Raw genomic sequence first — 16230 nt, 5'->3', positions numbered from 1 at the left:
CATTGTCCCCTTTGGAATTATTATTTAGGGGTGACAACTATCCTGCCATAGGGGGATTTCATAATGATAATTTTGAAGGTGAAGAATGCCTTTTAGAGTTAATCACTCATGATAGCGCAAATGGTGCATACGCTCGCGAGTTTGCCGTTTGTTTTATAGAGCTGCGACCTTATCACTTTCGCTCCGGCTATTTATACAAAAGATTGTTACGCAAACTCAAACATGCACCATTAACTCAAGACCAATTATCCCGTTACGATAAAATTAAACAGGCCTATCAGCAGTATCGTCACAACAGAATAAATAATAGTTAAAAACAAATTAAGGAAAATCAAAATGGAACTCGCAGAAGCCCTACTTATCCGTCGCGATATGCAAAAGAAGCTTGAGCGGACTGACGTAGTTCGTGAATTTACAGTATTCCAAACCAGTCAAAGTAATTAAGGCGTTTCAGGACAATATTTATGCAAGTATTGATGATATTGATACCCTATCAAAAGTAGAATTATTTGATTATGAATTTTTACTGAATTATGCGTAGATTTGGTTAGCCTCCACTACACACTGATTCGTAAATTATAATTGAGGAAATACCATGTGTTATGAGTTAATAATAAGCACCGACCATCCTATTGATTTAGCAAAATTTAATCAGATGAACGTCTACTTTGAGCCAACTGTTGATAAAGAAAATCAAGTTAATCTTCAATATGACATGGTTTATCGTCTCGCCACTTATAGTCCTAGCTGCTGTAGCAGTGGATTTAGAATATATGACCCCAAAGCGTTTGACTATGAGTTTGTGGGTCTACAAGACTGGCTAGAAGAAGACATCAATGATGGCCATATTATAAATACTAAATTTTTATTCCAAATCATCAAAAACCTTGTCAATAATAACTATAGATTTGACAGCTATGTGGCTTGGAGTGGTGAAGAAAAATTACCGCCTATAAGATCTATGATTATCAATGTTAACAAAACTTTAAAGACAGAATTTATGTTATTTGAAAATGTGTATTTTGACTATATTCAATAAAAGAGAACTAAAATGGAACTCGCAGAAGCCCTACTGATTCGTAGCGATATGCAAAAGAAGCTGGCTCAGCTTAAGGGTCGTATCAACGCCAACATTAAAGTCCAAGAAGGCGATACGCCATCTGAGGATCCAAACACACTGATGATTGATGCCAGCCAAATCATTGCTGAGCTGTCCAACCTGATTGAACGCATTCACCGTACCAATGCAATTGCCAAGACGGATAAAGGTCAATCGATGCTAACGCTGTTGATAGAGCGCGATACTTTAGAGATGCGCCATAAGCTATTGGTCGATGCCATAGCCGCCACGCATACCGAAACGGATCGTTATAGCCATCGTGAGATTAAATACAACGTCATGGTATCGGTGGCTGGTTTACAGAAGCAAGCAGACGATATTGCCATGAAGCTGCGTCAAATCAATATTGTGATTCAAGCCAATAACTGGCAAATTGATTTAGCAGAATGATTTTTTGAATCACTAATTTTATAATTCTCTATGTGCTTGATTTAAGCGCATAGACCACCCTTTTGGAACCGACTGGGCGAGTGTTAAGACCCCGCACTCCACAACAGGGGGTTGAACAAATACTGCAGTGGCTACTTGGCGTTGCGGGCAAACGTCTTTTTTACCACTCATGCCCCGTACCTGTCACTTATCACACAGCACTATTTAGACCTTATCACCAGACACTGACAGTCGGTTTCAATCTTATTTTTAAAACCATTTGTCATAAGCAATACGGCAATGTGAATCAAAACTGGTTTGCCCTACACATAATCGTTATCTAAAAAGGGCAACTTTAATGCCCCTAAACGAATATAGATGCGGTAAACTAAAGTGTGAGTGATACATCACTTTCACATTGAACCATTTAATAATTATTTTTGTATGAGGAAATACCAATGATAAACATGAATGATATGTTAGGCGCTGTAACTGGCGGTGATGATGCTGACAACAATGGCTTATCAGCATTGATTAATAGCGCAAAAGATATCAGTAGCGAAGACATCCAAAGATACCAAAGCATGTCAAAATCTGAGCTATTAGATGAGATCAAAAACTCTGAGCACAGCGCTGCTGTTGTGGCGTTTATCAAAGATCTAATAGCGAAGAAATTCAATGGCTAAGCCTTGATTATCTAAAGCCAAACTTTGATAGATCAATAGGGCCCGAAAAATATGCGTCATGGCGTATTTTTTAGGCTCTTTTATTTTATATAGTCAATCCGAAACATAAGAGATAAAGATGAGCTTTACACCTAACCACAGCGCTCAAACCACAAGCAGCACTGTTGTAAATACCAACACAGCAACCCTAAAAATCGACGGCAGCACTGGCGAAGGTGGTGGGCAAATCATCCGTACGGCGCTATCTTTATCAATGCTCACAGGCATACCCATCGAAATCACCAATATTCGCGCTAGGCGAGCCAAACCAGGATTGATGCGTCAACACCTGATGTGCGTACAGGCCTCCCAATCTATATCAAATGCTACCGTGACAGGCGCAGCGTTAGGCAGTGCAGCGTTTCGATTTGCACCGAACGCTATCAAACCTGGTGAGTATCATTTTGATATTGGTTCGGCTGGCAGTACCAGCCTTGTGCTACAAACGCTACTCCCTGCCCTACTGTTTGCCAATACCAACATCCAAGCAGCCTCAACCGTCACGATAAAAGGCGGCACGCACAACCCTCTGGCGCCAACGACTGACTTTTTGCAGCACGCATTTGTCCCTGCACTGGCAAAATTAGGTATGCAAGTACATATCGAATGCTTGCAAGCAGGCTTTGCGCCCATCGGTGGTGGTGTGATTAAGGCCACTATTACGCCGTTTATGCGCCGTGCTGACTCACAGCCGTTAACGCTAACCGAACGCGGAGCGCTGACAAAAATTGCATTGGTCGCCAGCGTTTTAAATTTAGAATATGACATTGGTAAACGCGAGCTTGCCAGCGCTACAGCGACGTTGATAGATGGCGGAGTGGATGACACGCTTATGACTAGCAATACTAGTCAGCTAGACGGTATTGGTGAAGGCAATAGTTGCTCCGCATTGGTTACTCATAAGCATGGCGACCAGATTCACCAAGAAATGTTTACGCTACTGGGTGAAAAACGCACGTCAGCAGAGAAAATGGGCAACCGCTTGGCGGGTTTGGTTAAACGTTATCTACTCAAAACTGATGCCTTGGTCGACGAGTACTTAACCGACCAGTTGCTATTGCCATTGGCATTGTCTGGTGGCGGCGAATTTACCGCACGAGTCATAAGCCAACATACCGAAACCCAAGCATGGCTGATTGAGCAGTTTTTGCCCGTTGACATTAGCTTTGAAGCGATCAATGAGCAGAAAACTTTGGTGCGGGTGATTGTTTAAATATAATCTATTCAAGATATGTCCTCATTTTGAAAACGAGAATAAAACAAGATATAGTCAAATCCATATACATCCACTACATCGTCATCCTCGCTGACCATATTAATGTATAGCTTGCACTCGGTTTCCTTGTATCGAAATTACTTGAACTCAACTATAGTTGATGCCAAACGTATAGAATGTCGGCATTGAATCAAGCGATAGCAAATAGAAATAGCCCTGAATATATGACTTATCGTAGTAATAAACTGACTGACTCTAGCGTTTTTAATCCTTCTAGCATGACACCGATAGAGACTATCAGTGATATATTTCACACGCCCTAACTTCAATAAAAAACTCTTGCAATAAAAAAGCCTTGCTTAGTACTGCAAAAAACAGACTCAGCAAGGCTAAAAATTTAGTCGATTTATAGAAAACTGGCTTGTACTCACATCTCAATTTCGTATTGCATGACAGCGCATATCTTAATTGGTACAGCAAATTTCCATGGTGTGCCAGCACTACAATAAAAAAGTCCATCACTATATGATACGATATATGCTGTAAAATCATTACCACAATGATCCATCATTGCTTGTTCATCACTTTCATCGCACACTGCACACCATATGTTGCTATCACCTCGTGCAAGCATGGCTCGTGTCAACTCACTTCCTTTTAGTCCATTATGCATCGTCAGCTCCTTAGTCATTATAAATCCTCTAAACAACAACGTATTTGTAAAGTATTAATTTCAACAGTAGCGAATCTGTTATTTTGATATGAGCTGTAAGCAACGGCTTTTTTAGTGATAAAAAGATGTGTAAGACATCACTTACTGTATGTATCGATTACCACAAACACTATAGTCTAAAACAGCAGTATAAAAACTGTAATATTTAAGTGCCATTTTTATGACAAACGGCAAAATTGTTATGACAAACGGTCAATCAAGATGAGCAAATCAATAACCCTTATACTAAAAATAATAGAAAAAATACGCTTACTATTTTTTAACACATACAATCTACCTATTTGTAGTGTCTAAACTTTATGATTATTTATATATTATTACGATCTAATGGGCATTATCTTTCAAATCAAAGTGGTCAAATCAGGTAAAATAATGATATGACAACCTCTATGAACCCTCACTCTCGAAAGATCATTCATATAGATATGGACGCTTTTTATGCCAGTGTCGAACAGCGTGACTTCCCTGAATTACGCGGTAAACCATTGGTGGTTGGCGGTGATCCAAATGGACGCGGTGTCGTAGCAGCCGCCAGCTATGAAGTACGTAAATTTGGCGTACGCTCTGCCATGTCCTGCTATGAGGCGCGCAAACGCTGTCCAGAAGTGGTATTTGTAAGGCCGCGTTTTGAAGTGTATCGATCAGTTAGCAATGATATCCGCTGTATTATGCATCGCTTAACACCCCATGTTGAACCCTTATCGCTAGATGAAGCCTATCTAGATGTCACGGGTTTAAGCGTTCATAAAGGCTCAGCAACATTAATGGCTAATTGGCTAAGAGCTCAAATTTTAGAACATACCGGACTGACGGCTTCTGCCGGAGTCTCATTTAACAAAATGCTGGCCAAAATTGCTTCTGATATCAATAAACCTAACGGTATAGCTATTATTACGCCTACAGAATCCGATGCCTTTATTAGCGCCTTACCTATTGAGCGCTTTCATGGTATTGGCAAGGCAACAGCTAAGCGCTTACATGAGATGGGCGTCCATTATGGTGCCGACCTGCGGCGAACACCGGCAGCTCTATTAATACAAGAGTTTGGTAAACGTGGCCAGTTTTATCACGATATAGCACATGGACGTGATGATCGGGTGGTCAAATCTGAGAGAACGCATAAATCCGTTGGCTCAGAGACCACATTTAGAGACAATCTCAGTAATGATAATGCATTAAAAATACAAATTTACGAGCAAAATCAGGATGCATTTGATCAAATGCAAAAAAAACAAGTGATTGCTCACACAATCACCCTCAAAGTGAAATACGCAGATTTTACTCAAATAACACGCTCTCATACATTATCAACAGCTTTTAATAGTGCTGAATCTGCGCACTATTGGCTAGATAAGCTATTTTCAGACATTCCTCGTGAGCAACCTATTCGTCTAGTTGGTGTTACCTTTTCTTCCCTCACTCCTGCTACGCAAGTACCGCCTCAGTTAAATTTGTTTGAATAATTGCATACTAAACAACGCCTGTTTAGTTATTGCTCGACTTGTATGCGCATGAGTCTCTATTAAACTGTCCTTTAATAAGCTCATTTCTGCTACAATTATACAAAAATCTATATTCATTTAAAGACCGACTATGACCGACACACACGCCGCTAACTCTAATAGTAATTCCACGCTTGATACCAATAAAAATAATGACGTTTTAGACTACTTAAGCGTAGACGATTATGATTATGTCTTACCAGACAACCTGATTGCACGTTATCCATTGACAGAACGTTCTGCTTCAAAGCTCCTATATTTGCCTGCTAATAAGACAGAAAATAGTGCTATGGTAGAAGATCACCTATTTACTGAGTTGCCTAACTTATTAAGTGCAGGAGATCTGATTGTATTCAACGATACAAAAGTGATGAAGGCACGGTTATTTGGTCAAAAAGATACGGGTGGCAAAGTTGAGCTACTGATTGAACGTCTAGTAGACATTGCTGAACTAGACGTAGCAACCTTGCATTTGGAAGCTACAGATAGCACACCCGTCAACACAAAATATATTGCACTTGCTCATGTCAAAGCCAGTAAGGCCCCTAAGCTTGGGCAACGTTTGCAACTTGCCGATAGTCATATGGCTGCAGTAATGATTAGCCGTCAAGACAATTTATTTATTTTAGCCTTTGACGCTCCTATCCTGCCCGACTTAGAACTATATGGGGAGTTACCGATTCCGCCTTACTTTGAACGCCATGCTGATGAAACTGATAATACTCGCTATCAGACTGTCTTTCATGACCCAACCAAGCTAGCGAGTGTGGCAGCCCCTACTGCAAGTTTACATTTTGACGAATCAATACTAAAAAAACTGGCAGAAAAAGGTATTAAAACAGCGTTTGTTACTTTGCATGTTGGTGCAGGCACATTTGCTCCTGTAAAAACAGACAACTTACTCAATCACACCATGCATAGTGAGTATGCACATCTGCCACAAACCACGGCCGAGCTGATCAACCAAACACATGCTAATGGTAAACAAGTCATCGCTATTGGTACAACGGTAACACGTGTGCTCGAAACCGCTTATCAAAAAACGGCTAATGACGGACACAGCTTATCTAGTTGGTCAGGCGATACTGATATATTTATTTATCCAGGCTTTAAATTTGGTGTGATAGACCGACTACTCACAAATTTTCATTTACCGAAATCTACCCTACTAATGCTAGTATCAGCATTTTCGGGCAAAGCAGCTATCGAACAGGCTTATCAGCATGCTATTAAAGAGCAATATCGCTTCTTTAGTTATGGCGATGCGATGCTGCTTGATAAAAAATTAGATTGAACATGATTTAAACATTTTTTATATTGTTCACAACAGTTGTGAAATAAACTGGTAAACTAAACAGTATTTTGTTATAACAGCAAAGATAACTTTTATTAGAAAGGGCTGCACATGTCTCGTCATTTATCTCATCGCTTTACTACCATACATCGCGCGGTATCGACGGCATTACTTTATTCCGTGGGCTATGCAGCCTTGATATCGGGCGCACAAGCAGCAACTATCGGAAAAACGGTTGTTACTTCTGCACAGCATGAGCCGCTAGCGGCAAGTATTACGGTTACTAATATTCGAGCGTCTGACTTTTCAGCAAGCTTAGCAAACTCTGCCATCTATCAACGAATGGGGCTGACCAAAACTGACTCTATGAACGTACGCTTTCAGCCTACCTCAGCGACCAGTGGTCAAGTCTTTATCACGACCTCACAACCTGTATCCAAACCTTTTACTGATGTGGTTTTATCTATAAACGATCAGGGTAAGAGCAATGTTGTGCCTAAGACATTGTTGATGCCACTCAATGATAGCGTGCCTATCGAGACACCCAAAAACACTGTCACTGCTGCAAAAAAGCCTAATTTACCAAGTGTTTCTGCAAGCACTGCCGAACCACTAACCCTCAAAAAAGGCATGCCGCCACCATTAATATCAGCGCCTAGTTCATCAACGACTGAACTAATAGCCTCTAAACTACCAGCGCCTAATATGCAGTTGCCTGCAGTGGCCTCTACATCGCAAGGAAGTGATCTTACTAATGCTCCTAGTCGCTTAGATAATGGTCGCTTGGGTGCTGCTAATACAAGTGAAACAGCCACTAATAGTAATAGCAATGATATAGACTCTAGTGATGTAGCTAACAATACCCCGGCTACTAAAGCCGCTGCGCCTGCTTTAGACTTTGACATCTTAAACATACAAGTCACCCGCCAAATACAACCACGTGGTAAATCAGATGCTGGAATGATGATCACTGATTCGAAAATACCAGCGATCGATAATGATGAAACAAACGCATCAAAGCCTAGCCTTGACACGAACAACACAACAGCACCAAGCAGTAATATACCTGCTGACACTGCTATGCCTGCTGCACCTAATGGCGCTAGCAGTGCTACTAGCAACACGGCTACAGCTGCTACTGCCCAATATCAAGTACAGCGTAACGATAGCCTATGGATTATCGCTCAGCAAATAGCAGAAGAAAACAACCTAGATGTTTCAACTGTAATGAAACAAATTCAAGCACAAAATCCTAACGCTTTTATCAATAAAGATGCTGACCAACTAAAAGCAGATGCTAAACTTAGCTTACCAAGATATGATGTCATACCATCACAACAAAAGTTAGAAGCAGCCATTAAAGCACAAAGACAACATAGCCGCAGAGCCAATACTCCTGTGGTAAAAAAGAAAACTAAACCAACTGCTAATAAATCACCTAAAAAATCACAAGCAACGACACAAAACAAAAAACCAATGATTACTAAGACACAAACCTTACCAAAAGCACAGTTTTCTGTGCTAGCCCCTGGTCATAATGGCAGTGCAGATGGTACTCAAACGAAATCTACTGCGGCAACAGGTAATGGTCTAAGCACAGATATATTAGCAACACTGAAAGCATCTAGACAAAGCGTAGCATCACAAGCACAGCGCTTGTCAAAAACCAGTAGTGCACTGGAAAGCTATACTCAAAAGATACAACTACAAAACCAAAAGCTGGCTGAGCTGCAAGCTCGTCTCAAAAAATTACGCAATCAATAATTGCCTGAATAATCAATGCAATACGCCGTGATCATAGGCGTGGGAGTAACTATGGACAATATGCTATATATCATCGTCGGATTGGTACTTATTTTATTAGGGGCTGGTTTAGTATTGCGCAAACAGAAAGCGCAAAAACCATCAGAACTACAACAAGACAAATCAGGAAAAACCACGGCCACACCCGCGCCAATACCTGCAACAAATGTTGAAGGTACTACCGAAAGCCGTGAAGATGATCATAAATTCGACCATATTGAGGCCGCTCAGCGCTTTATAGACCAACAGCGTTATGACAAAGCAATTGAAGCATTGGATCGAGGCCTAAGCGAAGAGCCAGACAATAGTCAGCTAACCCTTAAGCTACTCAGCATATATGCGACCATCAATCAGCCAGAAAACTTTGATAAAGTTTACAATATTATCAAAACACAGAACGACCCAAATAGCATTGAGATAGCCGATGAGCTAAAAATGTTATTTTTAGAAGAGCGAAGTCAAGTCGCAGCACAAGAAGCGCCAGTAGAAGACAATACTGATTTTGACAGTATTGATTTTGACTTATCACCGAGCCAAGATGATAGTTTGAGTGACGAGTCTATTGTTAATCCAGTACCATCAACAGACTCTCCTAAAACCACTACTAGCGACCATACAAATGACAGTTTTGATCTGACGCTTAGTGACTTAGAAAGTGATTTCGAAGAAACTGCTGCGACCCGTACGACACCTGTCACACCAGAAACGATAGAAGACGAAAGCAACCCTACCGATACTTCAAACGAAGATAGTGACCTTGCAGATTTCAACTTTAACTTTGACTCAACTGAAGAAACCAGCGCACAGGCAGAAACACCCAATAGTGCTACTGAAGAGATGGCATCAGACAATGAAGATTTTGTTTTAGATTTTGATGATTTAGTAAGTGATACTGACCAAGACACTGATGAAACCATTGTTGAAGAACTGATTGTCGATAACGAAGATGACTTGACTGACTCTTCAAACGATATCGAAACGGTATTAGAAAGCGAAGAGCTTACATTTGAAGAAAATAGCGATAACTTTGTTATTCAAGACAGTATTTTAGAAGAAGTCAGTACTGGCGAAACTTCTAATGAAGTAGACAATCTTGAAGATATTAGCTTTGACGAAGCTCTTACTGAAGAAGCTCTTGCTGAAGAAGCTCTTGCTGAAGAAGCTCCTACTGAAGAGTCTGGCCTCGCACCAGCAGCACCATTATTGTTCAACGATAATATCTTAGAGAACAATGATTTAGCAGATGATAACGCTATTATAGATTCTGTAACAGCTGAAACTCCAGTCGAAGCTGAGGCTAAAGATGCTGTTGAAGCAGAAGACGGTTTCTCATTACGTTTTGCAGAAAATTTTGACTTTGTAAAATCGTTAGATAGCAATCAAGTTACTTTGGACTTAGCTAACCAATACCTACAGCTTGGAGAGTACGATAGTGCTAAACGCTTGCTCAATGAAGTCATAGCTCAAGGCAATAGCGAACAACAAAGCCAAGCGCAGCTATTACTTGAACGCACAGCATAATCAATAATTTGTTCTATCATCAGCAAGTATTCTACTTATCATAGAGTACTTGCTGATTTTTTTTGCATTAAACCTTAATATTTAATTATTATAGTCAAAGAACTTTGAAGTCGATACAAGGCAACCGACTGCAGATTGTACAAGTAGTACATCTAACAAGGCTAACACTGTAGCGATTTAGTAATTCGCTGACTATATACTAATACAATGCTATCTTCTACTATGACAATGACTATATCTAGCCCTATTCAACTGATTTATGCTGGCGGTACTTTTGGTTGCTACGGCCGACCTTTAACACCTTTAGCAGCAGATGTTTTTTTGCCAACATTGCAGAAGTTAATGCTTAATCAAGATAGTGCAACCAAGCTCCTGAGTATCTCTTGGCTAGATAATGCATTGATCAAAGACAGTAGCCAACTCACCCCAAGCGATTTTGTCCATTTTTATCATCTATTACTGACTGCTTATACACAAGGTAGTAGACGCTTTGTGTTGATCACTGGTACAGATACTCTGAGTTATTTGGGAGCGTTTTTGGCAGAAGCATTTGCAGGTAGTGATATTTGTGTAGTCCTGACTGCTAGTATGCGCCCCCTATTGGACAGTGATGTTTTACATTCTTATACTATAGATACTCAGAGTGATGCACGGGACAACCTTCATAATTCACTAAAACTGGCAGCAGCAGGTGAATCAGGTGTCAAAGTTTGTTTTGGCGGTGAATCCTGGCCTGCACAAACCGTACAAAAAATTCATAGTCATGACCTGATGGCATTTACGGGTCATTCTCGAGCCGCATATCCTGCTAATAGCTATATAAAAACCCTATCAGATACACGGCGAAATCACTGGCTTGATGACCAGAATGCATTATTTACTAGTATTCAAACTCGTGCTGAGCACACTCGCATCCATGCACTTTATTGTCTACCTAATGACACCGATGTCATCAATAATCAGCTACAAGCACTCTTATCACAGCCACCAGCTGGTATTATTCTATTAGGATTTGGCGCTGGTAATGTTCCTTATTCTGTAGCATTAGCAGAAACATTAGAGCAGATTCATAAAATAGGACATATGGTGATATCTGCCAGTCAATGCCCATTTGGTGGGGTAAGTGACAGCTATGCAGCAGGTAGTTGGCAGTATGAGCATCATGTCATTGCAGGTGGGCGTTTGACCATTCCAGCGATATATGCTCGATTACTATGGCTATTATTGCGCTATGATACACCTGCAAGACGCAAGCAGCGTTGGTTGAATAATATCAGCCAGACTGGCACAAGTATTAAAAAACGATAATTAACTCTCAATTACCTTTAACTTTATAAGTTTAAAAATCATAATGTCTGAAACCAAGAACTCCGAATCTGAACGTTTGCCAATATATACTCTAGCAATTGCTATTGAATTCTTAGGCACACATTATCATGGCTGGCAGCGGCAACGAGAAGTGATGGGTGTACAAGAAGCACTCGAAACCGCGATTGGTAAAGTTGCTAACGAATCAGTAGAAGTCATCGCCGCTGGGCGTACGGATGCAAGCGTCCATGCCAGTAATATGATTGCTCATTTTACCACTCATGCCTACCGACCAACACATAACTGGCTACGCGGTGTGAATAGTTTACTACCTGACGATATTGCATTACGTTGGGTTCAACCAATGCCTGCTGATTTTCACGCCCGATTCGGTGCTATTGCCCGTCGCTATCGTTATATCACGCTCAACCAACCACAGCGCCCTGCGATACTCAATCATCAGGTCACGCATATCTATGAGACACTTGACTTAGCAGCCATGCAACTGGCGGCGGCCGATATCGTTGGCACCCATGATTTTAGTAGCTACCGTGCTGCTGCTTGTCAATCCAATCAGCCCGTACGCACTATCAGTCATGCCAAGCTCTTTAAACACGGTCAGTTTATCGTTTTTGATATTCAAGCGGATGGATTTTTGCATCATATGGTTCGAAACTTAATGGGCACCTTATATGCCATAGGCAGACATGAGTTGGCACCCACAGATTTTCTGAACATCTTGCACAAGAAAGACCGTACGATTGCACCACCTACCGCCTCTGGTGATGGCTTATATTTTATCAATGCTTATTACCCTGAACACTTTCAACAGCTGCTACCCAATGCACCTCTAACGCCTGTTTGGCTAAACTTACCTGACTAGAGCGTGTCTATAATCTAAATAACCAGTGTTAAATAGACTAAACTCATAGAAATTAGCATACATATCACTTACAGACTGTCAAGTCAAAACCAGGTTCCGTATTGCTTTAATCAGTCAACTTGCGTATAATACGGGCTTATTTTTAATTGATTGATACAAATTATGGCAAAAGACGATATTATCGAATTTGAAGGCGAAGTTATTGACACCCTTCCTAACACCTTGTTTAAAGTTCGTTTAGAAAACGGACACGAAATTATTGCGCACATCTCTGGTAAAATGCGTAAACATTATATTCGCATCTTGACTGGTGATAAAGTTAAGGTCGAAATGACGCCTTATGACTTATCTAAAGGTCGCATTACTTATCGTGGCAAAAACTAATTTCTTATCAACTAAAGTGGTTATAAAAGCATTTATATAAATACAGCCAGTTGTCTAATGACACTTTTTTTATCACTGGCATAAATGTTTGAGTGGTTTGACTGATAATAATAATGAAAATGCTAAGCTACTCATTATTGCCTATCAATATTTTAGTTGTTTGATGTTTGTTTTCACCATAAAAATACCGCTAAAACAGCGGTATTTTTTTTGGTTTTTATCATATTAAGCTTAAACATCAAAGTAGCAAAGAAAATGAGCTTAAGTGCTGTATATTCTTAAGTGCTATATATCCTCAAATACTGCATATTGTAGACCTATCAGATTTAATACTGCTCATTATGCTTTTTTGGGATTGGTATAAACTTTCATAGCTAAGCTTTAGGTTACAGTTAATGATCTACTTAAATTCGACTGTAGCATCATCCTTAATAACACCCAGCAGTGCCAATGCATCCCAGTTAGTTAGACGTATACAACCCGCTGATGCTTGACGACTAATACGATCAGGGTCTGGTGAACCATGTATTCCATAAGAAGGTTTACTCAACCCAATCCATACTGAACCAACTGGGTTATTGGGACCAGGTGGCAAAATGAAACTGCTATCATTAGCAGTATAAGTATAATTAGGCTCATGAACTTTTACTGCTACCGTATGTGTGCCAGTTGGTGACGGCGTTGCTGTACTACCTACCGTCGTCGGATAACTCGCAATTAAAGTGTCTGCATCATCATAAACATATAGCGTTTCAGTATCTTTATCAGCGACCACTCGACTAACAGTTTTGGTATTGGGGTTACCAGGATTATAGACAGTTAATGGTCTCTCCAGCAACGAAACTAGCTTTAGGGTTGAGCTCCTTTAAATACCTCTCACTCATATGAAACTTTTCTGCAAAAGCTTCGGTCATGCTTTCATAGTACAGACCTTCTAGCTTAGCTTTAGCCTCTGTACTGACTGGTATATTCGTCGTTTTGATATCGGAATCTGCATCACTGAGCTGATAATTGACCAGTACTGGTTGTTTCATCAGCTGATCATTTCTAGTCAATGCTTGCCAAGTTTCGCTATTCAGCGTTCCCGTAACGGTCAATCCTCTAGCTTTCTGAAATGCTTGCATGGCTTTGCGAGTGTTTTTCCCCCAGTATCCATCGACATGACCCACACCATGATGATGCCAGTTCAGTAGCGCTTGCAACTTGGTGGCTATATGACGGTCTATTTTGCTCCCTTCTTTCCAAGTTGCATTATTAACTTTCTGCGCAACGTCTGATAGGTTATCTGTCGTATATTTTATCGTAGGCAAGAGCTTATTCAGTGACGTTGCGGTCTGACTATCGCTTGTTAATTTTTGACTAACACCATTTGTTACAGGGCTGATATCTTTATAAGTTTTACTGCTTTGCTCCGCATTGCCTTGCACCGCATTATTGATATCGGTATTGTTCATTGGCGCTGCAATGCTTTGTCCCATCAACGCGACTGTAGAAAAACCAATGATTGCTATCGCCATGCTCACACTTTTTAATTGATACATCATACGCTCCTAATTTTTCAGAAAATATTTTGCTCAAATTTTTATTATGAATAAATAATTATTGTTAGGGCGTGTCCTCATTTTAAAAATGGTGATAAAAATGAGATAAATTGCCGTCAAACAAGGAAAATAGAGCAGATAATATCGAGATATTAGTCAGCTATTTGACGCCGTTTGGCAAGATTTAGCTATTTTTAACCCATTTAGATAACTATCGATTGAATTGAGGACATGCCCTAGTTCATATATTTTTCTTCAGTGTTTAATGGTTTCATATTTCTTTATAGGCATATAACAACTTTATGTTAATGTGAGCCTTACCCGATAGCACCTGTGTTAAAACAAGTACTTTTTTACAACTAAGTGGGTGAGTATGTTAAAGCTAATAACTCATTTTATAGACACAAAAAACCCATAATTTGCTTAGAAAATTATGGGTTTATGACAATAAGAGTTGGTAAGTTCAGATAAGATAAAGATAAAGATAAAAAGAAATTTCGAGAGATATTACAAAGGCACTAATTAGATCAGCTTAGCCAATACCGCTTGCCCCATCTCTTGACAGCCTACCTGTGTCAGTCCTGCTTCACTCTTGTCTAAGATATCAACAGTACGTAGACCATCATCAAGCACGTCACTAACCGCTTGTTCAATAGCCTGCGCAGCCTCTTCTTGCTTAAAGGTATAACGTAGCATCATCGCAACAGACAAAATCGTCGCCAATGGGTTGGCTTTATCTTGTCCTGCGATATCTGGCGCTGAACCATGGCATGGCTCATACATACCCTTGCCTGCTTCGTCGAGGCTAGCAGATGGCAACATACCGATAGATCCTGTCAACATCGCTGCTTCATCGGATAGAATATCACCAAACATATTGCCCGTTACCATAACATCGAACTGCTTAGGGTCTTTTATCAGCTGCATACAAGCATTGTCAGCGTACATGTGTGACAGCGCCACGTCGCTATAATCCGATTGTTGCATTTCAATCATAGTCTGCTTCCACAGCTCAGTGACTTCTAATACATTGGCCTTATCTACTGAACAAACCTTTGCCGCTGTACCTGCTGCCTGCGCGCGTGTCTTGGCCAATTCAAAAGCTACCTTACCGATACGCTGAATTTCACTTGTACTATACACCATGGTGTTATAGCCTTGCTGCTCGCCATTATCTAATGTACGAATACCACGTGGCTCACCAAAATAGATGCCGCCAGTCAGCTCACGAACAATCAGAAGATCCAAGCCTGAAATAATTTCGGGCTTAATACTAGACGCATTGGCAAGCTGCGGATAAAGCTTTGCTACACGTAAATTAGCAAACAAACCAAGCTCACCACGGATTTTCAGTAAACCACGCTCCGGACGTTTACTACGCTCAATACCGTCCCACTTAGGTCCACCAACAGCGCCTAGCAGTACAGCATCTGCTGCACGTGCACTCGCCAAAGTTTCATCTGGTAAAGGTTCGCCAGTTGCATCAATAGCTACGCCACCAATCAATCCAGACTCAAGTGTCAAATCTAACGAAAACTTCTTATTGACAGCATCAAGCACATCAATGGCTTGAGTCATAATTTCAGGGCCAATACCATCGCCCGCTAATGTTAAAATCGTTGCCATACTGATCCTTTAGAATAGGTTTTATTCGTTACTACGGTAAGTTAACGCTTAATACATATTAAGACGCTATTTTATTGCTTAGATTAACACATGAAGTGCAATACCAAATGCAAGGTGAAAAAAAGACCTAGATGCGCTAGCATCAAAGTTTTTATCCACCGACCAAAGTGAGATTGCAACCATGAGCTATACACATCTAAGCCTA

At 40.5% G+C, this 16230-nt stretch carries 17 protein-coding genes; 13 read left to right on the top strand and 4 right to left on the bottom strand.

The genetic code is table 11. The features are described 5' to 3' along the window. The 6 genes from EI164_RS09260 to rtcA all read left to right on the top strand — a co-directional run. Positions 1–314, top strand: a 314-nt coding sequence (locus EI164_RS09260) for a hypothetical protein (protein WP_225739204.1), incomplete at its 5' end; no start/stop codon positions are given. Positions 315–336: 22 nt separating this feature from the next. Continuing rightward, a complete protein-coding gene (locus EI164_RS17010; RefSeq protein ID WP_225739203.1) occupies positions 337–444 on the top strand; it encodes a DIP1984 family protein in 108 nt (35 codons plus the stop codon). Between the two features lie 151 nt (positions 445–595). Then, positions 596–1039: a hypothetical protein gene (locus EI164_RS09255; RefSeq protein ID WP_192519681.1), complete on the top strand. Its 444-nt coding sequence runs from the start codon at positions 596–598 to the stop codon at positions 1037–1039. A gap of 12 nt (positions 1040–1051) precedes the next feature. Then, complete coding sequence (locus tag EI164_RS09250; protein ID WP_192519680.1) at positions 1052–1510, top strand: DIP1984 family protein; 459 nt, start codon at positions 1052–1054, stop codon at positions 1508–1510. Positions 1511–1947: 437 nt separating this feature from the next. Then, complete coding sequence (locus EI164_RS09245) at positions 1948–2175, top strand: hypothetical protein (RefSeq protein WP_192519679.1); 228 nt, start codon at positions 1948–1950, stop codon at positions 2173–2175. 118 nt (positions 2176–2293) lie between these two features. After that, on the top strand, positions 2294–3427 hold the full coding sequence (gene rtcA, locus EI164_RS09240; protein ID WP_192519678.1) for an RNA 3'-terminal phosphate cyclase: 1134 nt from the start codon (positions 2294–2296) through the stop codon (positions 3425–3427). A 430-nt stretch (positions 3428–3857) separates the two neighbouring features. Here rtcA and EI164_RS09235 read toward each other — a convergent pair whose 3' ends face one another. Next, positions 3858–4103: a hypothetical protein gene (locus tag EI164_RS09235; protein ID WP_192519677.1), complete on the bottom strand. Its 246-nt coding sequence runs from the start codon at positions 4101–4103 to the stop codon at positions 3858–3860. A gap of 437 nt (positions 4104–4540) precedes the next feature. On the opposite strand from EI164_RS09235, the gene dinB reads away from it, so the two are divergent. The 7 genes from dinB (at position 4541) to infA (ending at position 12858) form a co-directional block, all read left to right on the top strand. Further along, on the top strand, positions 4541–5626 hold the full coding sequence (gene dinB, locus EI164_RS09230) for a DNA polymerase IV (RefSeq protein WP_192519676.1): 1086 nt from the start codon (positions 4541–4543) through the stop codon (positions 5624–5626). A 130-nt stretch (positions 5627–5756) separates the two neighbouring features. Continuing rightward, positions 5757–6959: a tRNA preQ1(34) S-adenosylmethionine ribosyltransferase-isomerase QueA gene (gene queA / locus EI164_RS09225; RefSeq protein WP_192519675.1), complete on the top strand. Its 1203-nt coding sequence runs from the start codon at positions 5757–5759 to the stop codon at positions 6957–6959. Between the two features lie 111 nt (positions 6960–7070). Further along, a complete protein-coding gene (locus tag EI164_RS09220; protein ID WP_192519674.1) occupies positions 7071–8723 on the top strand; it encodes a FimV family protein in 1653 nt (550 codons plus the stop codon). 51 nt (positions 8724–8774) lie between these two features. Further along, positions 8775–10283, top strand: coding sequence for a FimV/HubP family polar landmark protein (locus EI164_RS09215; protein ID WP_192519673.1), 1509 nt, complete (start codon positions 8775–8777; stop codon positions 10281–10283). A gap of 222 nt (positions 10284–10505) precedes the next feature. Next, the gene (locus EI164_RS09210; protein ID WP_192519672.1) at positions 10506–11591 is read left to right on the top strand and encodes an asparaginase; all 1086 of its coding nucleotides are present in this window, start codon (positions 10506–10508) and stop codon (positions 11589–11591) included. A gap of 43 nt (positions 11592–11634) precedes the next feature. After that, complete coding sequence (gene truA / locus EI164_RS09205) at positions 11635–12474, top strand: tRNA pseudouridine(38-40) synthase TruA (protein ID WP_225739202.1); 840 nt, start codon at positions 11635–11637, stop codon at positions 12472–12474. A 162-nt stretch (positions 12475–12636) separates the two neighbouring features. Next, positions 12637–12858, top strand: a complete 222-nt coding sequence (infA, locus tag EI164_RS09200) for a translation initiation factor IF-1 (RefSeq protein ID WP_021814850.1) — start codon at positions 12637–12639, stop codon at positions 12856–12858. Positions 12859–13258: 400 nt separating this feature from the next. Here the strand turns inward: infA and EI164_RS17005 are convergent, their stop codons facing one another. The 3 genes from EI164_RS17005 to leuB all read right to left on the bottom strand — a co-directional run bounded on the left by EI164_RS17005 (position 13259) and on the right by leuB (position 16025). Then, positions 13259–13696, bottom strand: coding sequence for a L,D-transpeptidase (locus EI164_RS17005; RefSeq protein WP_225739201.1), 438 nt, complete (start codon positions 13694–13696; stop codon positions 13259–13261). Next, positions 13668–14399 (bottom strand): peptidoglycan-binding domain-containing protein, encoded by a 732-nt coding sequence (locus EI164_RS17000; protein WP_225739200.1) that lies wholly within the window; start codon positions 14397–14399, stop codon positions 13668–13670. Before EI164_RS17000 ends, EI164_RS17005 begins: the two co-directional genes overlap by 29 nt. A 522-nt stretch (positions 14400–14921) precedes the next feature. Next, on the bottom strand, positions 14922–16025 hold the full coding sequence (gene leuB, locus EI164_RS09190) for a 3-isopropylmalate dehydrogenase (RefSeq protein ID WP_192519671.1): 1104 nt from the start codon (positions 16023–16025) through the stop codon (positions 14922–14924). Positions 16026–16230: the final 205 nt, after the last annotated feature.

The sequence above is a fragment of the Psychrobacter sp. FME13 genome (assembly GCF_014861395.1).
Lineage (GTDB): Bacteria > Pseudomonadota > Gammaproteobacteria > Pseudomonadales > Moraxellaceae > Psychrobacter.
The sequence above is the reverse complement of the archived record's forward strand: the minus strand, read 5'-3'. Positions and strand labels throughout refer to the sequence as shown.